Genomic DNA, 23,225 nt, shown 5'->3' on the forward strand with positions numbered 1-23,225 from the left:
GACCCCTTCATGCTCAACTTTGATCTGCTCAAGACTGAAGGCCACGCCCGCCGAGGCCGCCTGACCCTCAACCACGGCGTGGTCGAGACCCCGATCTTCATGCCCGTGGGCACCTACGGCACCGTCAAGGGCGTCACGCCCCAGGCGCTCAACGACATGGGCGCGCAGATCATCCTGGGCAACACCTTCCACCTGTGGATGCGTCCCGGGCTGGACATCATGAAGCAGTTCGGCGGGCTGCACCGATTCGAGTCCTGGAACAAGCCCATCCTCACCGATTCGGGCGGCTTTCAGGTCTGGTCGCTGGGCGACATGCGCAAGATCTCCGAAGAAGGCGTGCGCTTCGCTTCGCCGGTCAATGGCGACAAGCTGTTTCTCACACCCGAGATCAGCATGCAGATCCAGACCATCCTGAACTCGGACATCGTCATGCAGTTCGACGAGTGCACGCCTTACTGGAAGGGCGACAAATCACTCGGCCACATCACGACAGAAAAAGAAGCCCAGGCGTCGATGGAGCTGAGCCTGCGCTGGGCCAAGCGCTGCATCACCGAGTTCGAGCGGCTGGACAACCCCAACGCGCTGTTCGGCATCGTGCAGGGTGGCATGTTCGAGCACCTGCGCGAGGCCTCGCTGGCCGGTCTGGTCGAGCTCGATCTGCCCGGCTACGCCATCGGCGGCGTCAGCGTGGGCGAGCCCAAGGACGAGATGATGCGCATCATGAACTTCATCTCGCCCAAGCTGCCGGCGCACAAGCCGCGCTACCTGATGGGCGTGGGCACACCCGAAGACCTGGTGGCCGGCGTCGCCGCCGGTGTGGACATGTTCGACTGCGTCATGCCCACGCGCAACGCGCGCAACGGTCACCTCTTCACCCGCTATGGCGACCTGCGACTGCGCAACAGCCGCTACAAGGCCGACGAGCGCCCGGTGGACGAGACCTGCAGCTGCTACACCTGCAGCAACTTCAGTCGCGCCTACCTGCACCACCTCGACCGCTGCGGCGAGATGCTGGGCCCCATGCTCACCAGCATCCACAACCTGCACTACTACCTGAACCTGATGAAAGAGGTGCGCGAGGCGCTGGACGCCGGCCGTTTCGCCGCCTTCCAGCAGCAGTTCGCGGCCGACCGGGCGCGGGGCGTCTGATCACCCAAGCGCCCAGCCCTGCGGCGGCTCACCAGAACTGCCAGTGGCCGTGCATGACCACCCACACGCCGAGCACGCCGTTGGTCACCATGTGGGCGATGATGGGCGCCCACAGCGAGCGGGTGTGGCGATACAGCCAAGCATAGGCCAGGCCGGCGATCACCGCACCCAGCCACTGGGTGTGAGCCAGCGTGAACACCACGGTGGACAGCACAATGGCCTTGGCTGAGACCGTGCCCGGGTCGACCTGCTCGAAATCGGGCTTGTCGATCCAGCGCATCAGGTAGCTGCGCCAGAAGAGCTCTTCCATGATGGGCACCATCAGCGCGGCGCCCACCCAGCGGAAGATCACGAGCGACCAGATCAGCTCGCCGTTCTCATCGACCGGCACAAAGCCCGCCGTGGCCTCGCCCAACATCATCCACGGCTCGGTCAGCGAGATCCACAAGGCGAACACCACCACGCCCACCGCGATGGACAAGGCCCAGTTCGGCAGGCTCAGGCCGCTGCCCCGACCCAGCTCCTGATAACGGCGCCAGAACCAGATCAGCGAGCCGGACACGATCACGACAGACGCTGCATACAGCCAGCGGGGGTCGACAAACGTCCAGCCCTCCGGCCAATTGCCGCGGAGGGCCAGCAGGACCATGAACAGCACGAAGGGGATGATGCGGGCCAGTGCCGCGGGCGTCAGAAAGTTTCCCATGGTGTCTTGTTAAGCAGTGTCAGCCAGAGCCATCGGGGATTGTGCCGGGCTCAGATGACACGTCACCCCCCCATTCGCACTGGCGGAAGACCCGCGCTCCACGAGCCGCCCTGCGCCGCGGCCCTCACACCGGAGCTGGCTCATCCAGCAGCGCCTGCACCCGGCGCTGCAGCCCTTCGGGGCTGACCTGCTCGGGCGGGATGGCCTCTCCCACCACCAGCCCCACCGGGTTGAACAGGCCGCGTCGCAGCGGCCGGGCGAGCGCGGCGCCGTCGATGCGCGAGAAACTGGAGCCCCACAGGTTGTGCAGCGCCGCCGGGATCACCGGCACGGGCACATCGGCCAGGATCTTCATGATGCCGGCCTTGAAAGGCTGCAGGCTGCCGTCACGCGTGATAGCCCCTTCCGGAAACAGGCACAGCAACTCGCCTTCACGCAGCACCGCGCGGGCGCGCTCGAAAGCCCGTTCGTAGGCCTCGGGGTCTTCCTTCTGCGGCGCGATGGGAATGGCCTTCATGGCTCGGAAGAACCAGCCCATGCCCGGCGTCTTGAAGATGCGGTGGTCCATGATGAACACCATGGGCCGCGGGCTGCACACGCCCAGGATGATGGCGTCGACAAAGCTCACATGGTTGGCGACCAGGATGGCCGCGCCGTCGGTCGGGATGTTCATCTCGCCACGCAGGCGCAAGCGGTAGACGATGCGCGTGACGAACAGCATCACCAGACGCACGATGTATTCGGGCATCAACCAGAACACATAGCCCACCACCAGGATGTTGAGCAGCGCCGTCACGCCAAACACCTCGGGCACGCTCAGACCTGCGGCCAGCAAGGCACCCGCCAAGAGGCTGCTGACCACCATGAACAAGGCGTTGAGGATGTTGTTGGCCGCGATGATGCGCGCGCGGTGGCTGGGCTGCGCCCGCAACTGGATGAGCGCGTACATGGGCACGCTGTAGATGCCGGCGCTGAAGGCGAGCAGGGCCAGGTCGACCATGACGCGCCAGTGGGCCGGTCTGTCGATGAACTCGCCTACGCTCAGCAAGGGCCCGCCATCGTGGCGCAGCCCCTTGGAGGCCAGGTACAGGTCGAACGCAAAGACCGTCATGCCCAGCGCGCCCAGCGGCACCAGGCCGATCTCGACATGACGGTGTGAGAAACGCTCGCACAGCAGCGAGCCCACGGCCACGCCGACCGAAAACACCACCAGCAGCAGCGAGGCCACCTGCTCGCTGCCTCCCAGCACCTCGCGCGCGAACGCCGGGAACTGCGACAGGAAGACCGCGCCAAAGAACCACATCCACGAGATGCCCAGCAGCGAGCGGAACACGCTGGGGTATTGCCAGGCCAGTCGCAGATTGCGCATCGTCTCGGAGACCGGGTTCCAGTTCAGTATCAGATCCGGGTCGGACGACGGTGATGCAGGGATGCGGCTGGCCGTCCACCAGCCCAGTGCGGCCAAGGCCAGGCAGACCGCGGCCACCCAGTGGCGCCCCTCGGCACCGAGGCCCATCAGCAGGCCCCCCGCCACATTGCCCAGCAGGATGGCTACAAAAGTGCCCATCTCGACCATGCCGTTGCCGCCCGTGAGTTCGCGCTCGCTGAGATGCTGCGGCAGATAGGCGTACTTGACCGGGCCGAAGAGCGTCGACTGCAGGCCCATCAGAAAGATGCACAGCAGCAGCAAGGGCACCGCCTGGATCGCCAGCCCCACGGCCGCCACGCCCATGATGACCACCTCCAGCAGCTTGGTGTGCCGCATGATGGTGGCCTTGTCGTACTTGTCGGCCCATTGGCCTGCCGTGGCCGACATCAGCACGAAGGGCAGGATGAACAGCGCCCCGATCACCAGCCCGGCCATGGCCGGTGGCAGCCAGTTCAGCTGCAGCTGGTAAGTGACCAGCACGGTCAGCGCAAATTTGAACAGGTTGTCGTTGGCCGCGCCCAGAAACTGGGTGGCAAAGAAGGGGGCAAAGCGCCGCTGACGCAGCAGGCTGAACTGCCCCGTTGAAGACGAAGATTCGCTCACAGCACCTCCCTTGGCATCCTTGTGGCCATCGCCGGCATTGGACACCAGAATCGCGCCACCTCGGTGACCGCGCGTATCACCGCACCACGAACATGGGGCCACCGTGGCCGGATGCCTGCAGCCAGGCGAACACCGACTCCACCGTCACGGTGCGAAACCGCCCCGCCACGCGCAGCCCCAGCGGATGGTCATCGAAAGCCACGTTCGCTGCCGTCAGGCGTGCGCCCAGACGGGTCCAGGCCGCCAGGTAGATCTCGGCAGGCCGGTAGCCCGCCTGTTGCAACCACCGCTGCGACCGGGCGCGTTGCGCCGGCTGCGGAGGCAACTGCATTGCATGCGCCAGCACCTCGATGGCCCACTGGTTGCTCTGCTGGTACTGCTGCGACCATGCATGAGACAGCATGCTGTAGCGCGCCTCGTGCAGCGACCGCAGGGCCTCGGGCGCGAGCAGCAGCGGCAACAGCCGCTCCGACACCGCAGGCGTCAGCGGCAACACGGCCGCCTCGTACTCGTGCGGATCGTCCAGGAAGAAGTGCCCCAAGCCTTCTCGGAACACCGCGGAACGAGCGGACCCGCAGGCGTTGAGCTTGTGCAGCACGCGCCACATGCCACCCTGGCGATAGGCCAGCCCGAGGTGGGAGTAGCGCAACCCGTGGCGGCTCAGATCCTGCCCCATGCGGGCCAGCACCACCACATCTGCCCCACTGCGGTCGAGTTGCAACTGGACACGCTCGGCCAATGCGAGCCCTTGCGTCACCGCCTGCACCGTGGGCGCGCGCGACTCGCAATCACGCCCGGCCCAGGCCGGACTCGCCGCGCAGAGCGACAGTGCCCCAGCCCAGGCCGCCAGCGCGCCATGCCAAACCGTCCGGCTCATCGCATCACCTCCTCGTGGTGCAGCAAGGCCTGGCCCAGCGCGTTGGGCACCAGGGCCAGCACCTCACCCGCAGCCGACAGCACCCACCCTGAGGACACCACCGTGACCGTGACGGCCGTGCCCAGCGCCATGGAAGCCATGCCCACAGCCGTGCTGCTCCAGTGGATCAGCACCTGCGCACCATCGCTGGCGCGCCGCAGCACCCATACCGTGCCCTCGGCCACCGCTTGTACCGCCACCAGGGTCAGCACCGAACCAGTGGCCAGCACGACCGAGGGCGCCACCACGGACACCGCCACCGGCAGAGCCGACAGGGCGCTCAGAGCAGAGCCGGCGTCGCCACCATGGGCCTGAGCCGGGGACGTCACGGCAGCCAGGCTGAGCCCACAGACCACCGAGGCCGAGGCGATCAGGCCCCGTGCCATCGAGCAGACACGGCGCCCGCGATCAGAAGAAAGAAAAGACAAACGCAGGATCATGATGGGCTCCTCAACGCTGCTCGGCGCGTTGGTCTTCATGGGCGTCGCGCAGCATCTTGGCCAGCGTGAAGGCGCTGGACATCAGAAACAGCCAGCCCACCGTGAGGTACGCCTTGTAGGCTGGCGCCAGCGCGGTCTGCCACATGCCCCAGGCGGTCAGCGCCAATGCGGCGGCAAAGCCCGTCCACACCACCACCCCCCACAGCGGGCTGTCCTGCCCAGGCGTCTCCTGGTCGCGCACATGCTTGGACACCACAAACACCGCTGACAGGCAGAACACATAGCCCATCACCATGAAGGCCTGCTCGATGGGTAAGACGGGCAACCACCCCAGGCCCGTGGCACACAGCGCAGCAGCGAGCCCGAACGACACCCACACCTGCACCTTCCAGGCCCGCGTGTCACGACGCACGCGTACGCGCATCAGGGGCGCCGCTGTGGCGGCATGAGCGCGGGGACGGGACTCGCCGGCGCCCCCTTCGGCCACCCGGGACGGGTGCGGAACGGTGGAGGCGGCGGTGTGGACATCGTTGGTGGGCATCTGCGGTCTCACAGGTTGTTGAACACGGATCGCATTCTTTCGACGCCCTTCAATAAGTGCAATCAGAATCAACGAAGTCCACTCATTTAGCACTTAAAGTATCGCATTTCGATACTTACTCAACCTGCCATGAGCAGCAGCGCCGATCTGATCCTTGCCCTCAAGGCCGAACTCAAGGCGGCCGGCATCACCTATGCCCAACTGGCCTTGGGCCTGGGGATGGCCGAGTCGAGCGTCAAGCGCATGTTCGCCAAGGGCGATATGCCGCTCACGCGGGTGGACGAGGTATGCCGCGTGCTCAAACTGGATTTCGCCCAGTTGGCCCGACGGGTAGCCGATGCCCAGCCCCTGCGCCGCGAGCTCAGCGAAGCGCAAGAGAAGGCCGTGGTGTCCGACCGCAAGCTATTGCTGATGGCGATCTGCTGCCTCAGCCAGTGGACATTCGAGCAGATCATCGGCGCTTACCAGTTCACCGAAGCCGAGGCCATTGGCCACCTGAGCCGCCTGGATCGGCTGGGCATCATTGAGTTGCGGCCCTTGAACCGCTATCGGCTGCGCGTGAGCAAGACCTTTCGCTGGCGCCCGGACGGCCCGGTGATGCGGTTCTTTCGCCAGCATGTGGTGGGCGAGTACTTCTCGGGCGACTTCGGTGGCGAAGACGAGTTGCTGCTGCTGGTACACGGCTCGCTGGGCCCCGGGCTGGCGACCGCCTTTGCCGAACGCCTGCAGCGGGTGGCCGACGATTTTGCACAGCAGCACCTGGCTGACCAGCGGTTGCCGCCTGACAAGCGGCAGCCCTATACCCTGCTCATCGGCCTGCGCTCGTGGTGGTTTCAGGCCTTCGTCGATCTGTGGCGCGAGCACCCGGCCCGAGCGATGCCCTCATCGGCCGCAGCGCCCACAGCGCAGCACGCCCCACGGCGCGGAGCGCGCTGAGCCGATCAGCGCAGGCGTCCCAGTACCTCGTAGGTGTCTTCACCCAAGGCCGGCGCACGCCGTGTGATGGCGCCAGGCGTGGCCGACAGCTTGGGGACGATGCCCGGCACCTCGACCGTGAGGCCATCCGGCGTGGTCACTGGCAGGATCATCTCGCGGGCACGGTAGTGCGGGTCCTCTGCGATGTCTGCCGCGGTGTAGATGTGTCCCACCGGCACGCTGGCCGCATTCAGCACCGACAACACCTGCTCCACGGCGCGCGTCGACGTCCACGCCCCGATGGCGGCATCGATCTCGGCCACACGCTGCACCCGTCCCGGGTTGCTGGCCAGCTCCGCGTCGGTGGCCAGGTCATCGCGTCCGATCGCGATCATCAGCCGCTTGAAGATGGAGTCGCCATTGCCACCGATCACCACCATGCCGTCGGCACAAGGGTAGGCATTGCTCGGGGCGATGCCCGGCAGCGCCGAGCCCGCCGGCTGCCGCACCGCGCCAAAAGCGCTGTACTCGGGCAGCAGGCTTTCCATGCAGTTGAAGACGGCCTCGTACAAGGCCACATCCACCACCTGCCCGCGGCCCTTGGGCGCCTCGGCGCTCACGCTGGCATGGCGCGCTTGCAGCGCCAGCAACACGCCGATCACGCCATGCAAGGCCGCCAGCGTGTCGCCCAGGCTGACGCCCGCGCGCACAGGGGGCCGCCCCGGCTCGCCGTTGAGATGGCGCATGCCGCCCATGGCCTCGGCCACCACGGCAAAGCCCGGACGATCCTTGTAGGGGCCGGTCTGGCCATACCCGCTGATGCGCAGCATGATCAGACCCGGGTTGCGCGCGCTGAGCTGTTCATAGCCCATGCCCCACTTTTCCATGGTACCCGGCTTGAAGTTCTCGATCAGCACATCGGCTTCGTCGATCAGGCGACATGCCTGCGCACGGCCCTCGGGCGTGCGCAAATCCAGCACGACGCTTTTCTTGTTGCGGCTTTGCACCTGCCACCACACGCTGGTGCCGTTGTGCAGCATGCGCCACTGGCGAAGGGGGTCGCCCCCCGCCGCGCCGTCCGCAGCCGGCGGCTCGACCTTGATGACCTCGGCGCCGAAATCGGCCAGGGTCTTGCCAGCAAAAGGGCCAGCAATCAGCTGGCCCAGTTCAACCACCCGCAGGCCGGCGAGGGCCTGGGGCGACACGGATGCAAAGGCGGTGGCGGCGTTCATGGCACCGCATGGTAGCGGCTGTCAGGCCGAACAGCGATGGCGTGACACCGCCTCCGCGCGCTCAGTCCTTCGGTGCAACCGCCGGCACAGCACTGGACGGATCGGTTACAAAGCTGATTTTGGACACGCCGGCCTTGGCTGCGTCGGCCAGGGTCTCGGCCACGGCGCGATAGGGCACCGTCTGGTCAGCACGCAGATGCAGCTCAGGCGTGTCCGCCTTGGCCCCCTCTACCGCCAGGCGGGCGACCAGTTCCTCTCGGCTGAGCGCCTGGCCGTTCCAGTAGCGCACGCCATTGGCGTCGATCGACAGGTCCACCTTTTCGCTCTTGGCCGACACCACTTGGGCGCTGGCCTTGGGAAGGTCGAGCTTGACCGAGTGGCTTAGCAACGGCGCAGTCACAATGAAGATCACCAGCAGCACCAGCATCACATCGATGAGCGGCACCATGTTGATCTCGGCCAGCGGTGCACCGCCGCGCTTGTCGTCAAAACTAGCAAATGCCATGGTGTGTCTCCTTCAAGGGTCGGCCCGCGCTCAGGCGCTGGCGCCAGACTTCAGCGTGCGCACATTGGGCGCCGGCGTGTCGCCGCCCGACGAGGTCTTGAGCGTCTGGCCGGTCGACAGGAAGGCGAACAGCTCGAAAGCAAAGGCATCGAGACGCGCGCCCCAAACCCGGTTGTTGCGGGTGAGCCAGTTGTAGGCCATCACGGCCGGGATGGCCACGGCCAGGCCAAGACCGGTCATGATCAGCGCCTCGCCGACCGGGCCGGCCACCTTGTCCAGCGTGCCGGCACCCGTGGCGCCGATGGCGATCAGCGCGTGGTACACGCCCCACACGGTGCCGAACAGGCCGACGAAGGGAGCGGTGGCGCCAATGGTGGCCAGCACTGTCAGACCGCTCTCCATGCGCATCGTCTCTTCATCCAGCACCTTCTTGATGGTGCGGGTCAGGAACTCCTGAGCCGAGCCGGCTTCTTCCAGCTTGGCCGCACCATAGCGGGCATGGTGAGCCTGCGCATGCATGGCGTGCGCGGTGAGGTGCGCGAAGGGCTCGGTGGCGCCATGGGTGGCGATCTCGTGCTGCACGGCCTCCAGCGAGGTCGCGTTCCAGAAGAAGTTCAGGAAGGCCTTGCTGCGCTTCTGTCGACGGTAAAGCGCCACACCCTTGAGCACGATGAGCGACCACGACACGAGCGACATCAGCACCAGGATGATGAACAGGCCCTTGCCCACGCCGTCGGTCTGGGCGATGAAGTGGGTGAAGCCCAGTTCGGCTTGCGGGGCCGGTGGCACCTGCACCATCTCGGTGGTGGCGGCTTGCGGGGCCGAGGCGGCGTCAGACGGGGTCAGGATCGCGTTGCTCATGATTCTTCCAATTGAAATGTCAGCGGCGCCACCACCCAGACGGAGCGGGCCACGCCGTCCTCCAGATGCGGCTGAAAACGGGCGGCGCGCATGGCCTGCGTGGCGGCCTGGTCCAGGCGGCTGTAGCCGGACGACTGCACCAGTTGAACCTCGCGCGGCCGGCCTTGTTCATCGACCAGCACCTTCAGGCGCACCGTGCCCGACTCGCCCAGATCGCGCGAGATGCGGGGGTAGGTCAACACCGGCGGGACGAGGTAGCGCACGGCCGAAGACGGCAGCACCTTGGGTGCGGGCGGCGCAGCGGGTGCCTGCGTCGCCGGGCCTGCCACGGGCGCCGCAGCCGGGGCGGTTTGCGCAGCCGCAGGGGCCGGCTCGGCTGCCGCAGCGGCGGGTGCAGGCTGCGCCTGCGGCGCGGGCGCGGGTGGCGTCAGCGTGGCCTCTTGCGGCGTGCGTGCGGCTGCGGCAAGGGGCGGCGGCGTAGCAGGCCTCGGCGTGGGCACAGGCGGACGGGTGACGGCCGGCGTGGGCTCGGCTGGGGGCGCAGGCGCAGCAGCAGCCGGCGTCGGCTCGTCGCTGATCAGCGACACGGCGATGGGGGGCGCCCCCTCCTGCACTGGCACCGAGGCCGTCCAATGGTTGACGCCCAGCCAGGCTGCCGCATGCACCACCACGACGAGTGCAATCAGCCCCGTGCGGTGCGACGCGCTCAGCTCATCCGACACAGCGTGGGCGTGCGGCGACAACAAGGCGGAGGACAAAGCGTTCATACGGGCAAGATGTTAACACGCCCACGCTAGTGAGAATCACTATCATCAACATTAACAGCCCTGCGTAACAAATGTTTGCGAAGGCGCTCAAGATGCTGGCGCCTTCGGACCCGCTTCGTAAAATGGCGGGCCGCGCGCATCATAAGACCGAGGGGGCCCGACTTGAGTTCCACCCATGGCGGAGCTTCCCGCCGACCCGATCCAACTGGTCGTTCTCGTCGACCCGGCTTCGACCGTCCCAGCCTGTTTGCGGGCATGGAAGACGATATCGTCGATGTCGAACCCGACCGCGTGCGCATCCTGTCATCGCTCGAACCGCGCAAGCGTGTGGCCGATCCACGCTCACGCAAATCGCAGCGTCAACGCAAGGCGGCTCGGGCCCGGTGGTGGTCTCGGGCCCTGGTGGGCGTAATGGCACTCGGTCTGTTGACCGTGGCCATGGGCGTGTACCTGCTGATTCGCTCGGCGCACGACACCGAACAGGCCTTGAGCAGCTGGCCGCTGCCCGAAACACCGACCGCGTCACCCACCGCCGACGAGTGGCAGTTTGCGCCACCGGCGGCGGGGCTGCTGAGTGCCACCGTCGCCGAAGCGGAAGCCGCAGCGTTGGTCAACGTGCCGACCGAGCCGGACACCGCGGCGGGCGCCGAAACACACACCAGCTTGACATCTCCGGTCGCCGAGGCGTCTCATGAGCCGACGGTCGAGCCCGACCCCCTGGCGGCGCTCAAGCCCGGCCCCGTTGTCGATACACCGCGCAAGACCGCTGCAGCCTCGGCAGCGCCCACGGTCGCCCCAATCGCCACCTCACCCGCGCCACCCCCACCCGCCAAGGCGGCTGCTGCCGCCTCTGACCGTACGTCGCCGACCGCACCTGCCACCGTCGCGCGCCCGGCCAGCCGCGCCAGCGCCGACGTGGCCCTGCTTGAAGCCGTGTTCCCCGATCACGACCCGCAAAAGGCCAGCAAGACTGATCTCTTCCGGGCCTGCCAGGGCATGTCGGGCGCAGAAGCGTCCATCTGTCGCGCACGCATCTGTGTGCAGCATCCGGGCGTGCCGGCCTGCCAATGACGCCGGGGGGTCGCAGCCCCTCGGCTAAGCTGGGGGCATGCACCGCTTCGCGCAGCTCTATCAGGAACTCGACGCCAGCACCAGCATCCGGCGCAAGCTCGATGCGCTGCGCCGTTACTGGCAAGATGCGCCCGCTGCCGACGCGGCCTGGGCCGTGTACTTTCTGGCGGGCGGGCGACCACGCCGTACGCTGAGCAGCACGGCGCTGCGCCAATGGGCGGCCGACCGGGCGGGCGTCTCCGACTGGCTGTTCGAGGTGTCTTACCAGACCGTGGGCGACCTGGCCGAGACCATTGCGCTGCTGCTGCCGGCGTTGCCCGTGCGCGACACCACGCCGCTGTCGGTGTGGATGACCGAACGGCTGCTGCCCTGGCGCACACAGCCGCCCGAGCAGCAATGGACCACACTGTCAGCCTGGATGAGCAGCCTGGACCCGACCCAGCGCTTTGTGCTGATCAAACTGATCGGCGGTGGCTGGCGGGTGGGCGTGAGCCGACAGCTGGTGGTGCGCTCGCTGGCCGAGCACGCGGGCCTGCCTGTGCCGCTGGTGGCGCAGCGCATGATGGGCTACACCGACAGCCGCCACGTGCCCAACGCTGCAGCATACGAAGCGCTGGTCGCGCCCCCAGCGGCGACGGCAGGCGACGAGGGTCAGGCTTGCCCACCCGGCATCCAGCCCTACCCCTTCTTTCTTGCCCATCCGATGGACGAGCTGCCGGCCGAAGCCCCCGACGCCTGGCTGGCCGAGTGGAAGTTCGACGGCATCCGTGCGCAAATCGTGCGCCGCCATGGCGAAACCGGCATCTGGTCGCGAGGCGAAGAGTTGCTCAACGAGGCCTTTCCCGATCTGCTGGCCCTGGCTGCGTCATGGCCGGACGGCACCGTGCTCGATGGCGAGATCGTCGTGCGCGACGAAACGGTCGTGCCCTTGCCTGCCGACAGTCCCCTGGCCGCCCTGGGCTGGCGACCCGCCCCGTTTGCCCGGCTGCAGACCCGCATCACGCGCAAGCAGATCACACGGCGCCTGCTCGATGAGCATCCCGCCGCTTTCATCCCCTATGACCTGCTTGAATGGCAGTGTGCCGACCTGCGCGCACTGCCCCAGGCCGCGCGGCGCACGCGGCTGGAAGCGGTTGCCGCGGCGCTCGGTTTGATCGCCTCGCCGCTGGTGCGCGCGCCCGACTGGACGGGCCTCGCGGCGCAGCGCGCGGGCGCACGTACAGCGGGCCTGGAAGGGCTGATGCTCAAGCAGGCCGAGGCACGCTACGGCATGGGCCGCACGCGCAGCGACGGCGTGTGGTTGAAATGGAAGCTCGACCCGATGACGGTCGACGCGGTGCTCGTCTATGCCCAGGCAGGCCATGGGCGGCGCGCCAATCTCTACACCGACTACACCTTTGCCGTGTGGAATCGCCCGCCAGCCAACGATGCCGAGGTGCAGGCCGTGCAGGAAGCCATCGCGGCGCGTGAACCTGCTCGGCCCGGCGCCCTGCAACTGGTCACCTTCGCCAAGGCCTACAGCGGCCTGACCGACACGGAGTTGCAGGCCGTGGACAAAGTCATCCGCCAGACCACGGTCGACCGGTTCGGGCCCGTGCGCAGCCTGCGCCCCACGCTCGTGTTCGAGCTGGGCTTCGAGGGCATTGGCGCCAGCCCGCGCCACAAGAGCGGCCTGGCCGTGCGCTTCCCCCGCATCCTGCGCTGGCGCACGGACAAGCCGCTGCGCGAGGCGGACACGCTCGCCGACCTGCAACGCTGGCTGCCGCCCTGACGCGGTTTCGCACACAAAAATCTGGCGCCAATCGGTTCAATCCAGCGTCAACCCTGACTCAGTACCGGATTCCCGTCCCCGGCTTGTGCGCGTTCTGTCGAGGGCGGCTACCATGCCTGACCGTTCACCCTCGCGCCCCTGCCTGGACAAACCATGACCACGCCCACTCTGAGAGCTGTCACCATGCCACTTGCGTCCGACCCGTCGCCCCAAGCTGTTTCGCATGACGAGGGCGTGCCCGTGTCGGTGCGCATCCGCGAGCGCATCAAGGCCGCGCAGCAGCGTTTCCACGCCAACGACAACATCGCGGCCTTCATCGAACCGGGCGAACTCGAGAAACTGCTCGACGAAGTCGCCTCGAAACTCGATGGCGTGCTCGAGAGCCTGGTCATCGACACCGAGAGCGACCACAACACGCAGGACACGGCCCGCCGCGTGGCCAAGATGTACCTCAACGAGATCTTCAAGGGCCGCTATCACGCCGCGCCCTCGGTCACCGAGTTCCCCAACGTCGAACGGCTCAACGAGCTGATGATCGTCGGGCCGATCACCGTGCGCAGCGCCTGCTCGCACCATCTGTGCCCCATCATCGGCAAGGTGTGGATCGGCATCATGCCCAACGAGCACTCCAACCTGATCGGCCTGTCGAAGTATGCGCGCCTGATCGACTGGATCATGAGCCGACCACAGATTCAGGAAGAAGCGGTGACCCAGGTGGCCGACCTGCTGCAGTCGCGCATGAACCCCGATGGCCTGGCCGTCGTGATGGAAGCCGATCACTTCTGCATGCATTGGCGCGGCGTCAAGGACATGGACTCGAAGATGATCAACAGCGTGATGCGCGGCTCCTTCCTCAAGGACGCCAACCTGCGCCGCGAGTTTCTGGCGTTGGTCAACACGCGCAAGGGCTGAACACCATGCTGGTCCGCCTGCTCTATGCCAGCCGCGCCACCCAGGCGCTCACGCCGGAAGTGATCGACAGCATCCTGGCTGCTTCGCGTCGCAACAACCCGGCCGTGGGCATCACAGGGCTGCTTTGCCACAGCGGCGACATCTTCATGCAGGTGCTCGAAGGTGGTCGCCAGGCCGTCAACCAGCTGTACACCCGCATCAGCCGCGACCCGCGCCACGGCGCGGTCGAGCTGCTGTATTACGAAGAGATCACCGAGCGGCGCTTTGCCGGCTGGACGATGGGCCAGGTCAACCTCACCCGTGTGAATCCGTCCATCCTGCTGAAGTATTCCGAACGGCCGGTGCTCGATCCCTATGCGGTCTCGGGCGCCGTGTCGATGGCGCTGCTGGACGAGCTGATTGCCACGGCTTCCATCATCAGCCGGCCTTGAATCCTCTGCCTGCCACGCTGCTGGGGCTGGACTTCAGCAGCGCGCCTTCCGCCCGCAAGCCACTGATGCTGGCGCGCGGCACGCGCATTGGCGCCGTCGTGCGGCTGGATCGCATCGACACCTTCACCACCCTGAGCGACTGGGGAACATGGCTGCGCGAAGCGGTCGCCTTGCCAGACGGCTTCGTCATGGGCTGCGACTTCCCGTTCGGCCTGCCTCGCCCGTTTGTCGAGGCGCTGCGCCGCGAGGGACCGGCCGCCCTGCCGCAGGACCTGGCGCAGGGCCCGCTGGACGCGCAGGGCGCGCCGGCCACGTTGATTCGGGCGCTGCACGCGCACTGCGTCGACCGCGCGGGCTTTCAGCGCCTGGTCGACGGCTGGGGGCAGGACTGGCAGACCGCGCGCCCAGCCGGCTCACGACTGATTCACCGCCGCTGTGACCAGGCCCTACCCGGCACCGTGAGCACCAGCCCGCTGCAGACAAGGTATGTGCCCGTTGGCAAGATGTACTTCGAAGGCCTGAGCCGCCTGGTGGATGCCGGTGTGACCCTGCCTGGCATGCAGGCGGGCCAGCCGCACGCCATCGCGCTGGAAGCGTATCCAGGCTTGCTGGCCACCGAGGTGATTGGCCGGCGCAGCTACAAGAGCGAAACCGACCCAAGCCCCGAGCGACTGCTCGCCCGCATGGATCTTGTCGACGCCCTGGAGCAGGGCCGCACCCGCCTGGGCTTGCGGCTCAAGCTCACGCCTGCGCAACGCGACCACCTCGCGGCCGACCCGAAAGGCGACCGGCTGGATGCCGTCTTGTGCCTGATCCAGGCTGCCTGGGCCCACGCCCAGGCAGAAGCGGGTGCTCCCCTATGGGGCATGCCGGACGAGGTGGATCCGGTCGAAGGGTGGATACTCACGGCATGAACGTCTCTACCTTGAATCAGACCGAGGTGCTCGGTCAGCCAGCCGTCCACATCGTCGCGCCCGACGGCGCACAGGCCACCGTGCTGCTGCACGGCGCGCACGTCGTCTCGTGGGTGCCCGCCGGCGCCCATGAACAGCTTTACCTCTCGCCCACCGCTGTGGCGGGCCCGGGCCGCGCCGTGCGCGGTGGCGTGCCGGTCATCTTTCCTCAATTCGAGCAGATGGGACCGGACACCAGCCTGCCCCGCCATGGCTTTGCCCGCACCCGTGCGTGGGAAATCGACAGCCACCATCGCGGCCGCGAGCACAGCCAGGTCACCCTTGCGCTGCACGACGATGCCGACACCCGCGCCCTGTGGCCCCATGGCTTCCGGCTGGAGTTGACCGTTTCGGTTGGCGCGCGCCGCCTGGATCTGGAGCTGTTCGCCGAGAACACGGGCCAGACGCCCTGGCCTTTTGCGGCCGCGCTGCACACCTATCTGGCCGTGTCCAACCTGGCCAATGTGCGGCTGCAGGGGCTGGAGGGCTGCCGCTACCGAGATAGGCTGCTGGGCGGCAGCGCGGTGGAAGACCACCCCGAAAAGCGCTTCCACGGCGAGATGGACCGCATCTACAGCCAGGTGCCCGACTTGCTGCTGCGCGATGGCCCACGCCGGCTCAGTCTGCGCAGCGACAACCTGCCCGACGCGGTGGTGTGGAACCCGGGCCCCCAGAAATGCGCGGCCATGAACGACATGCCCGCAGGTGACTGGGAACACATGCTGTGCGTGGAAGCCGCCCGCATCGAGTCGCCGCTCACACTGCAACCCGGCGAGACCTGGGCCGGTCTGCACACCCTCGTGCTGGCCGAAGACTGATCGACGACTGAGCGCGCTTAGAGCAGCTGGCGGATGTCGGCCAGCAACTGGTCGACTGGCATGCCATAGCGCACGAACAGCCGCACCTGGCCACTGGGGTCGAACACAAAAGCCCCAGCCGTGTGATCGATGGTGTAGTTGCCACCCTTGGTCGGCACCTTCTGATAGAACACCTTGAACTCTTTGGCGGCGGCCTTGATCTCGTCGGGCGTGCCGGTGAGGCCGACAAAGCTCGGGTCCATCGAACCGAGGTAGCCCTTGAGCAGCTCGGGCGTGTCGCGCTCGGGGTCAACCGTCACGAACACCCCCTGTACCCGCTCACCATCGGCACCCAGACGGCGGCGCACCTCGGCCAGCTCGGCCATGGTGGTGGGGCAGACATCAGGGCACTGGGTGAAGCCAAAGAACAGGAACACCACCTTGCCCTTGAACTCCTCCAGTGATCGGGCACGCCCGTCCACGTCCTTGAGCGAGAGCGTCTTGGCGTAGTTGGCGCCGGTGATATCCACACCATGGAAGCTGGCTGCGGCGTCTGACGCCTTCGGCGCGCCGGGCCAGCTGAAAGGCCACTTCTCGCAGCCGGACAACACAATCGAGCCGCCCAGCAAGGCGGCCAGGGCCGCGCGGCGGCCATTCGGGCGAGAAACAGGCATGGTGGTGGTCAGATCGTCCAGTAATGATCAACCAGCAAGGCCGCGAACATCAGCATCAGGTAGATGATGCTGAATCGGAAGGTCTTGCGGGCCAGGACATCACTGTAACGCCGCCACAGCGCAAAGGTGTACGCAAAGAAAGTGAGCCCCAGGCCCACGGCCGCCACCAGATAGATCCAGCCGCTCATGCCATAGATGAAGGGCAGGAGGCTGCCCGCCAGCAGGATCAGGGTGTAGAGCATCACATGCAGCCGCGTGAAAGCGTTGCCGTGTGTCACGGGCAGCATGGGCAGACCGGCGCGCGCGTAGTCTTCGACCCGGTAAAGCGCCAGGGCCCAGAAATGCGGTGGTGTCCACAGAAAGATGATCAGGCACAGCAACATGGCCTCGGGCTCGACTGCGCCGCGCATCGCGGCCCAACCCAGTACCGGCGGCATCGCCCCCGAGGCGCCACCGATCACGATGTTCTGTGGCGTCATGGGCTTGAGCATGACCGTGTAGACGATGGCGTAACCCACGAACGTGGCCAGCGTGAGCCACATGGTGATCAGGTTGACCCACACAGCCAGGATCAGCATGCCCGCACCGCACAGTACAGCGCTGAACAGCAGGGCCTGCTGCCGGGTGAGCTCGCCCCGCGCGGTCGGCCGCCAGGCCGTGCGCTTCATGCGGGCATCAATGTGTTGCTCGACCAGGCAATTGAAAGCCGCCGCAGCGGCAGCCACGAGCCAGATACCGACGCACGCCGCACCCGCCGTCAGCCACTGCGCCTCGGTGGGCCAGCCCGGTACGGCCAGCAGCATGCCGATAACGGCACAAAACACGATGAGCTGCACGACCCGTGGCTTGGTGAGCGCGTAGTACTGCCGCCAGCGCGACAGCGGGCGCTGGGCGCTCAGATGCAGGGCCTCAGAGGTGGATGCAGCAGTGTTCGACATGTTGCGCGCGGAGTTGATCGCACTATGCAGCACAACCGACTTCCGCTGTACCGTGAAGTCCCTGATGGTGGCAATAAACAGGCCAAGGGCTGCTATAACCATGAAAAAGGCATGGCCAATGACAGCCTCAGGCTGAGCGGAGCTGGAAATCTCATCAGCAGATGCAGCAACGGCAAGAAGAGATGGTGCGTGCCCATGACAAGCGCGCGTCGGGCATCCCACCCTGTGGCGCGCCCACCCCGCCCCCCTCTTTAAGGTATCAAGCGCAACACCTCCGTGAGATGCAACTGCATTGCTGCTATAAATGAATCCAAGAGCGGCCAAACGCCGCCAACAGTCTCAGGGGATGGCGCATGCTTACAGCAAGCACGCGGGTTGCCTTCCGGCAGCCAATAGGCGGATACCGCAGTGAACGAAAGCGATTGCGCCGGGAGGCGCGAACGTCACACATTGCTCCGCGCGGCGCATGTCACCGCCCCCATTCTGAAACGCCGTGAGCGGGCAAAAACAGCTCAACTTTCAATCAACCAAAGGCCATACCCATGAAAGTCTCTTACGCCATCGCATTCACCGCCGCCATCCTGCTGTCGGGTTGCGCTTCCGTCGACATGGCATCCAAAGCTGAGTCGGCCAAGGCCAAGGAGTTCAACCCTCCCAGCCAAGGCAACGCAGGCGTGTACGTCTATCGCAACAGCTTTGTGGGTAAATCGCTGAAGAAGGACGTTTGGATCGACGGTAAGTGCGTTGGCGAAACTGCTCCCGACGTTTTCTTCTACACCGAGGTGCCCGGCGGCAAGACCTACAAAGTAGACACAGAGTCGGAGTTCTCGCCCAATACCATTGAAGTGATGCTGGAGGCCGGCAAGAACTACTTCATCCGCCAGTTCATCAAGATGGGTGTGTTTGTGGGCGGTGCAGGCGTGGAACAGGTTCCGGAAGAACAGGGCAAGGCCGACGTCGCCAAGCTCGAAATGGCCAAGACGGGCAAGTGCAGCGCCGCTCGCTGAGGGCGGACAGCCGGGCGCGCAAACGATGGACGCGCCCGCGATGAGCAGTCGAAACAGAATAGCAGGGGATAAATATGAACAGCAGATCCTTCGTCGCCATTTGCTTGGCTTCACTGGGGTGGCTGAGCGCAGCGCCGCAAGCTTTTGCGGCCACCCAGCTCTACTACACCAGCAGCGCCGACAGCTGGGTGGGCGCCGGCGAGACCGTGCTGGTCGGACGTGACAGCGGCTTTGACATCACAGTCGACCGCTACACCGACAACACCATCGCCTTCCGCATCAACGATTACGAATCCAACCCGGACTTCTGGTCGCGGAGCTGGTGGTATCTCGAATTCGCCGCTCCGGCTGAAGCCGAACTGACGGTCGGCAGTTATGACCATGCGACGCGCTGGCCGTTCCAGTCCTCCGATGCACCCGGGCTGAGCTTCTCGGGCAACGGGCGTGGCAACAATACCCTGACGGGCTCCTTCACCGTGCTGGAAGCGGTCTACGGGACCGACGGCCGTGTGCTTTCGTTTGCGGCAGATTTCCTTCAGTACGACGAGGGCGTGCCGAGTGCATGGAATATGGGTGCCATCCGATACAACTCCAGCATCCCCATTGCCGCGATTCCGGAGCCCGGTGCGCTGGTGCTGATGGGATTGGGGCTGCTCGGTCTGGCTGGCGCTGCCGGTCGCAACAAGGCTGGGTAAACCGGGGCGCACTTGAGCACCCGCACGGGGAGTGCTGCGATTCCATGTACATTGGGTCGACCCACAGGAGGCACACATGCCCAAAGGCGAGCAACGCAGCAACAAGATGACGAAGAAACCGAAGAAGGACACCAGCCCGCCAACGGCGCCCTCTTCCCCATCCACCCGCCCGATTGCGCCTACCACCTCGGTCATCCCCAAAGGCAAGCTCAAGAACAAGTGATCTCCTGCGCTTCTACGGCACCATCAACAGCCGAACCAGCCACCACACCAGCCGCGCCGCGCTCACGGTGTGCACGAACGTGGCAGCCAGGCGATGCGCTCGAAAAGTGAAGGTGCAGAAAGGTCTCGCTCAACATGCTTACCTCCTTGTCCCTCCCAAAAGCCTCCCTCTTCGCATTCGCCGTAGCGTTGGCCGGTTGCGCCGGCCCGCCAAGAGTCCCTGCCGATTTGTCAAGCCTTGCTGACGAAAACACGAGAGAGACAGCCGAGATTGTCCTAGCGTACCGGCTGTACAAGAACGATTCTTACGGGTTGTTGGACAGCGGTCCATGCGAGAAGAATTGGACTGGTCTATACGCAAGACGGGTGTACACGTCGCGCTTCCGGGAGAATGCGGATGGAAGTCACTCCCTCAAAGTCAAAACCGACCGACCCATCACTGTTTCGTACCTTTACTCGATTTCAGACAAGTATTGCAAAGTTGCAGGCACGTTCATGCCGCAGCCCGGCCAGACCTACAAGCTGGCAGGAACACCTTTGTTTGCGTCAGGTCTGATCTCGGTGTCGACTGGTTGCAAGATTGAGGTGACCGACAATAAAAACGATGTGGTTCCACTGATGAGGCCACTTGCCACTGAAGGTTTGTGCACACCTCAGACGCAATAACAATGAGCCGACGAACCGGCATGCCTGAGCAGGCCCAATAGAGGAGCATGCCAGGGGTTACCGCACCCCTGCGTTCGCACGCGGCACCACCAACAACCGCACCAGCCACCACACCAGCAGCGCCGCGCCCACGGTGTGTGCGAGCGCGGCAGCCAGGGGCCAGCCCAGCACCACATTACTCAGGCCGGTGAGCAGTTGCCAGCCGGCCAGCGCCCAGAGCACCATCGCCTCGCGGCGCCAGGGCAATGCGGTCGGGTTCGATGCGCGATGATTCAACGCGTTTGAGGGCTCGCCCGCGCGCCAGCGCCACAGCGCATACCCGTAGGCGGCCAGCGCCCCCAGGACCACCAGGGCCATCAGCCGGTGCGCCATGTGAATGGCGGTCAGTGCCGCCGCGGTGATGGCTTCGCCGTGGGCGTCTTTGCCCAGCGGGCGCCACAGCTGGAAGCCGGAGCGGAAGTCCATCTCGGGCCACCACTGGCCCTGGCAGGTGGGCACGTCCATGCAGGCCAGCACGGCATAGTTGGTGCTCACCCAAGCGCCCAGGGCGATCTGCGCTGCCAGCAACGCCAGCACCCACCTCCCTGCCCGCCGGAGCGTCGCGCCGCGCCAAGCTTGCCAGACGGCCTGCTGGGCTTGGTACAACGCCGCTGCCCCGGCCAGCTGGGGGCGATGGCCTTCGAGCACGCGCGCCTGCGCGGTGAGCAGCGCCACGCCCAGCATGGCCCCGAGCAGGTGGATGGACACGATGATCGGCTGCAGCTTCATCGTCACGGTAAGCGCGCCGAAAGCGCCCTGCACGCACACCCACACGAACGTGGCTGTGGCCCACCAGGGCGACAGCCCGCCCTGGTGGTGCCGCCGCAGCCAGGCGGCCACCATCAGGCCGGTGATCAGTGCGCCCACGCCCGTGGCCAGGTAGCGGTGGATCATCTCGATCCAGGCTTTGGTAGGCGAGACAGGGCCATGGGGCGCTTCAGCATGCGCTGCGCGGATGTCGTCGCGCGCCCCCCACGGGCTGGCCTCGCCGTAGCAGCCCGGCCAGTCCGGGCAACCGAGGCCCGAATCCGTGAGGCGCGTGAAGGCGCCAAAGGCGATCAGGTCCATCGTGAGGAACAGCGTGGCGACGGTGAGCGCACGCTGCCACGCGGGCCAGCCTTGCACGCCATCACGCCTGGCCTTCCACACCACCACGGCCAGCGGCAACAAGGCCAGCACCGCCCCCAGCGCCAGCAACTCGATCAGCGGGGCGAGATCCACCAGTTCAGCTGTGGTCACGCTCAGCGCCCTGCCTCGTCCCAAGACTCGGCTGCCTTGAGCAGCCGGGCCAGATCCTTGTGGATGCGCTTGGGCTCGCCGTCAATGGGCGCACGCATCATCCAGTCGCCACGCGGATCGACAATGAAGAAGTCCTGGGCCAGCGAGCGGCCTTCGCCTGGCTGCAGCCAGCGCGCCAATGCGCTGGCATCCACACGAAGAATCCAGCCGCCACTCATCGCAGGGAGCAAGGCCTCGCGTACCGGCTCGCCATCGGGCACCAGCCAGACGCGGTCCAGCCTGTCCTTGTCGCGACCCAGCATCTCGCGCAGTTGGCGCTGCACATACAAGGCCCGCTCGCAGCCGGCATCGCATGCGCCCGGCTGCACCGTGACCAGCAGCCACTGCCCACGCAGCGCGCTGCCAGGCACCACACCGCCCTCGCCGCCCACGCGCTGAAGCTGCCAATCAGCGGGCAACGCCCGCGGGGGCAGGACGAGCTCGCCATAGTTGGTGCGTCCCTGCGGCCGAACCACGTAGTACATGAAGTACGACGCGATGACGGGCGCAGCACACGCCAGCAACACCAGCATCATCTGCCAGCGTCCACGGCGCACCCGCCGAGCCTCATCCGCCTGCGGCATGCTGTGGACGCTCATCTGCAGCAGAGAGTCTTCACCGCGCGTTGTCATGGTTGCGCACCTTGTGTTGCCGCCCTGGGCGGATGATCTGAAACCACACTGTCAGCCCGGTCAGCAGGGCCGACAGACCAAACCATTGCGCCGCATAGCCGTGGTGCTTGTCCACACCCAGATCCGGCTCGGGCCATTGCCGCCGTAATGGATCACGGGCAGCGTCGCTCAGTTCCGACTGGACCTGGACCAGCACCCCTGGCCGCGGCGACTCGCCCAGCCAGGCAGCCCAGAAACTCACCGGCGCATTCTGTCGGATGACGGGCTGCGTGGGGCCCGGCATGGGCTCTTCGCCCAGCGCGTAGACCCGTGACACATCGGTGTCTAACCGGCCCACGACCTCGACGGCGCCTTCGGGCTGAGGCCAGGGCGGCACGGCTGTGCGGTCCTGTGCGTGCCGCGGCAACCAGCCTCGCTGCACGAGGATCACGCGGCCTCGGCAGGTCGCTGGCGCCTCTACGCGCAGGGGCGTCACCAGCACGAAACCCACCTGCCCGTTCATCGGCCGGTTATCGAGCAGCACGCTGCGCGCATGCCACCAACTGCCTTGCAGGCGGACTGGCTGATGGCGCGGCAAGGACTGGGGATCACCCTCGCACGGCCAATCCGCACCGGTCCAGGCCGGTGCCCGCGCCCGCGCGTCCAGCTCTGCGCGGGCGGCTTGCTTCTGGTCAGCCCGGCCCATCTGCCAGACGCCCAGGCCCGCCGTCAGGCTGATGCCCGCCGCCGCGGCAAGCCACACGCTCATCCGTGCCCACAGTGGGGTCATCGCGCTATCGGCCGGCACAGCCCGGCCCCATAATCGTTCATCATGAAAATCGTCATTGCTGGCGCGTTCGTCGCCATCATTCTGGCACTGGCCATGGCCGGGCGCGCCATGCTGAAGGATGGCCGCAACGGCGCGCCCAAGAGCAACCGCATGGTGAAGGCCCTAGCGTGGCGCGTGGGGCTGTCGATCGCCTTGTTTGCATTCATTTTGCTGGCCCACCAACTGGGCTGGATCCAGCCCACTGGCATCCCCGTAGGCCGCTGACGGCGGCTGCTGGCGCGCAGCCGGCTCAGCGAACGACAAGGC

Annotated in this window: 26 protein-coding genes; 12 read left to right on the top strand and 14 right to left on the bottom strand. The window is 66.3% G+C overall.

What is annotated here, in order from left to right:
• Window positions 1–9: 9 nt before the first annotated feature.
• Window positions 10–1,149, top strand: a complete 1,140-nt coding sequence (tgt, locus tag GTZ97_RS06055) for a tRNA guanosine(34) transglycosylase Tgt (RefSeq protein WP_161649683.1) — start codon at window positions 10–12, stop codon at window positions 1,147–1,149.
• A 28-nt stretch (window positions 1,150–1,177) separates the two neighbouring features.
• Here tgt and GTZ97_RS06060 read toward each other — a convergent pair whose 3' ends face one another.
• The 5 genes from GTZ97_RS06060 to GTZ97_RS06080 all read right to left on the bottom strand — a co-directional run bounded on the left by GTZ97_RS06060 (window position 1,178) and on the right by GTZ97_RS06080 (window position 5,784).
• Window positions 1,178–1,855, bottom strand: coding sequence for a CAAX prenyl protease-related protein (locus GTZ97_RS06060; protein ID WP_161649684.1), 678 nt, complete (start codon window positions 1,853–1,855; stop codon window positions 1,178–1,180).
• A gap of 124 nt (window positions 1,856–1,979) precedes the next feature.
• Complete coding sequence (locus GTZ97_RS06065; protein ID WP_330863559.1) at window positions 1,980–3,887, bottom strand: MFS transporter; 1,908 nt, start codon at window positions 3,885–3,887, stop codon at window positions 1,980–1,982.
• Window positions 3,888–3,963: 76 nt separating this feature from the next.
• Entirely contained in the window at window positions 3,964–4,764 is an 801-nt protein-coding gene (locus GTZ97_RS06070) for a DUF2145 domain-containing protein (RefSeq protein ID WP_161649685.1), read from the bottom strand.
• Window positions 4,761–5,243 carry a hypothetical protein gene (locus tag GTZ97_RS06075; RefSeq protein WP_236651048.1) on the bottom strand — a complete coding sequence of 161 codons (483 nt, stop codon included), beginning with the start codon at window positions 5,241–5,243 and terminating at the stop codon, window positions 4,761–4,763. Before GTZ97_RS06075 ends, GTZ97_RS06070 begins: the two co-directional genes overlap by 4 nt.
• A 10-nt stretch (window positions 5,244–5,253) precedes the next feature.
• On the bottom strand, window positions 5,254–5,784 hold the full coding sequence (locus GTZ97_RS06080; protein WP_407926731.1) for a YiaA/YiaB family inner membrane protein: 531 nt from the start codon (window positions 5,782–5,784) through the stop codon (window positions 5,254–5,256).
• Between the two features lie 129 nt (window positions 5,785–5,913).
• Between GTZ97_RS06080 and GTZ97_RS06085 the strand changes: the two genes are divergently transcribed.
• Window positions 5,914–6,720 (top strand): helix-turn-helix domain-containing protein, encoded by an 807-nt coding sequence (locus GTZ97_RS06085; RefSeq protein ID WP_236651049.1) that lies wholly within the window; start codon window positions 5,914–5,916, stop codon window positions 6,718–6,720.
• Between the two features lie 5 nt (window positions 6,721–6,725).
• Here the strand turns inward: GTZ97_RS06085 and GTZ97_RS06090 are convergent, their stop codons facing one another.
• From GTZ97_RS06090 to GTZ97_RS06105, 4 genes are all read right to left on the bottom strand, one after another.
• Entirely contained in the window at window positions 6,726–7,931 is a 1,206-nt protein-coding gene (locus GTZ97_RS06090) for a CaiB/BaiF CoA transferase family protein (protein WP_161649686.1), read from the bottom strand.
• 61 nt (window positions 7,932–7,992) lie between these two features.
• The gene (locus GTZ97_RS06095; protein ID WP_161649687.1) at window positions 7,993–8,436 is read right to left on the bottom strand and encodes an ExbD/TolR family protein; all 444 of its coding nucleotides are present in this window, start codon (window positions 8,434–8,436) and stop codon (window positions 7,993–7,995) included.
• Window positions 8,437–8,466: 30 nt separating this feature from the next.
• Window positions 8,467–9,297, bottom strand: coding sequence for a MotA/TolQ/ExbB proton channel family protein (locus GTZ97_RS06100; RefSeq protein WP_161649688.1), 831 nt, complete (start codon window positions 9,295–9,297; stop codon window positions 8,467–8,469).
• Complete coding sequence (locus tag GTZ97_RS06105) at window positions 9,294–10,064, bottom strand: energy transducer TonB (RefSeq protein ID WP_161649689.1); 771 nt, start codon at window positions 10,062–10,064, stop codon at window positions 9,294–9,296. Before GTZ97_RS06105 ends, GTZ97_RS06100 begins: the two co-directional genes overlap by 4 nt.
• 255 nt (window positions 10,065–10,319) lie before the next feature.
• On the opposite strand from GTZ97_RS06105, the gene GTZ97_RS06110 reads away from it, so the two are divergent.
• The 6 genes from GTZ97_RS06110 to GTZ97_RS06135 all read left to right on the top strand — a co-directional run bounded on the left by GTZ97_RS06110 (window position 10,320) and on the right by GTZ97_RS06135 (window position 16,020).
• Window positions 10,320–11,135 carry a hypothetical protein gene (locus tag GTZ97_RS06110; RefSeq protein WP_161649690.1) on the top strand — a complete coding sequence of 272 codons (816 nt, stop codon included), beginning with the start codon at window positions 10,320–10,322 and terminating at the stop codon, window positions 11,133–11,135.
• Between the two features lie 37 nt (window positions 11,136–11,172).
• On the top strand, window positions 11,173–12,906 hold the full coding sequence (locus GTZ97_RS06115; RefSeq protein WP_161649691.1) for an ATP-dependent DNA ligase: 1,734 nt from the start codon (window positions 11,173–11,175) through the stop codon (window positions 12,904–12,906).
• A gap of 183 nt (window positions 12,907–13,089) precedes the next feature.
• Window positions 13,090–13,818, top strand: coding sequence for a GTP cyclohydrolase I (gene folE, locus GTZ97_RS06120; protein ID WP_161649839.1), 729 nt, complete (start codon window positions 13,090–13,092; stop codon window positions 13,816–13,818).
• Window positions 13,819–13,823: 5 nt separating this feature from the next.
• Entirely contained in the window at window positions 13,824–14,249 is a 426-nt protein-coding gene (locus GTZ97_RS06125) for a BLUF domain-containing protein (protein WP_161649692.1), read from the top strand.
• A complete protein-coding gene (locus GTZ97_RS06130) occupies window positions 14,246–15,163 on the top strand; it encodes a DUF429 domain-containing protein (RefSeq protein WP_161649693.1) in 918 nt (305 codons plus the stop codon). The genes GTZ97_RS06125 and GTZ97_RS06130 overlap by 4 nt, the downstream gene beginning before the upstream one ends.
• Complete coding sequence (locus GTZ97_RS06135) at window positions 15,160–16,020, top strand: D-hexose-6-phosphate mutarotase (protein ID WP_161649694.1); 861 nt, start codon at window positions 15,160–15,162, stop codon at window positions 16,018–16,020. Before GTZ97_RS06130 ends, GTZ97_RS06135 begins: the two co-directional genes overlap by 4 nt.
• 17 nt (window positions 16,021–16,037) lie before the next feature.
• Here the strand turns inward: GTZ97_RS06135 and GTZ97_RS06140 are convergent, their stop codons facing one another.
• Together GTZ97_RS06140 and cyoE are read right to left on the bottom strand one after the other, a co-directional pair.
• Entirely contained in the window at window positions 16,038–16,673 is a 636-nt protein-coding gene (locus tag GTZ97_RS06140; RefSeq protein WP_161649695.1) for an SCO family protein, read from the bottom strand.
• Window positions 16,674–16,681: 8 nt separating this feature from the next.
• The gene (gene cyoE / locus GTZ97_RS06145; RefSeq protein ID WP_161649696.1) at window positions 16,682–17,611 is read right to left on the bottom strand and encodes a heme o synthase; all 930 of its coding nucleotides are present in this window, start codon (window positions 17,609–17,611) and stop codon (window positions 16,682–16,684) included.
• 542 nt (window positions 17,612–18,153) lie between these two features.
• On the opposite strand from cyoE, the gene GTZ97_RS06150 reads away from it, so the two are divergent.
• The 3 genes from GTZ97_RS06150 to GTZ97_RS16465 all read left to right on the top strand — a co-directional run bounded on the left by GTZ97_RS06150 (window position 18,154) and on the right by GTZ97_RS16465 (window position 19,536).
• Window positions 18,154–18,618 carry a DUF2846 domain-containing protein gene (locus GTZ97_RS06150; RefSeq protein WP_161649697.1) on the top strand — a complete coding sequence of 155 codons (465 nt, stop codon included), beginning with the start codon at window positions 18,154–18,156 and terminating at the stop codon, window positions 18,616–18,618.
• Window positions 18,619–18,692: 74 nt separating this feature from the next.
• On the top strand, window positions 18,693–19,313 hold the full coding sequence (locus GTZ97_RS06155) for a PEP-CTERM sorting domain-containing protein (protein WP_161649698.1): 621 nt from the start codon (window positions 18,693–18,695) through the stop codon (window positions 19,311–19,313).
• Between the two features lie 76 nt (window positions 19,314–19,389).
• Entirely contained in the window at window positions 19,390–19,536 is a 147-nt protein-coding gene (locus GTZ97_RS16465; protein WP_201748181.1) for a hypothetical protein, read from the top strand.
• 722 nt (window positions 19,537–20,258) lie between these two features.
• On the opposite strand, the gene GTZ97_RS06160 is transcribed toward GTZ97_RS16465, so the two are convergent.
• The 3 genes from GTZ97_RS06160 to GTZ97_RS06170 are packed head-to-tail and all read right to left on the bottom strand — an operon-like array spanning window position 20,259 to window position 22,898.
• Window positions 20,259–21,479: a COX15/CtaA family protein gene (locus GTZ97_RS06160; protein ID WP_161649699.1), complete on the bottom strand. Its 1,221-nt coding sequence runs from the start codon at window positions 21,477–21,479 to the stop codon at window positions 20,259–20,261.
• A gap of 2 nt (window positions 21,480–21,481) precedes the next feature.
• Window positions 21,482–22,150: a redox-active disulfide-containing membrane protein gene (locus tag GTZ97_RS06165; protein WP_161649700.1), complete on the bottom strand. Its 669-nt coding sequence runs from the start codon at window positions 22,148–22,150 to the stop codon at window positions 21,482–21,484.
• On the bottom strand, window positions 22,134–22,898 hold the full coding sequence (locus GTZ97_RS06170; RefSeq protein ID WP_161649701.1) for an SURF1 family protein: 765 nt from the start codon (window positions 22,896–22,898) through the stop codon (window positions 22,134–22,136). Before GTZ97_RS06170 ends, GTZ97_RS06165 begins: the two co-directional genes overlap by 17 nt.
• Before the next feature lie 63 nt (window positions 22,899–22,961).
• Between GTZ97_RS06170 and GTZ97_RS06175 the strand changes: the two genes are divergently transcribed.
• Complete coding sequence (locus GTZ97_RS06175) at window positions 22,962–23,183, top strand: twin transmembrane helix small protein (protein WP_161649702.1); 222 nt, start codon at window positions 22,962–22,964, stop codon at window positions 23,181–23,183.
• The last annotated feature ends 42 nt before the right edge of the window (window positions 23,184–23,225 follow it).

The organism is Aquabacterium fontiphilum (assembly GCF_009909205.1).
GTDB classification, from domain to species: Bacteria; Pseudomonadota; Gammaproteobacteria; order Burkholderiales; family Burkholderiaceae_C; genus Aquabacterium; species Aquabacterium fontiphilum.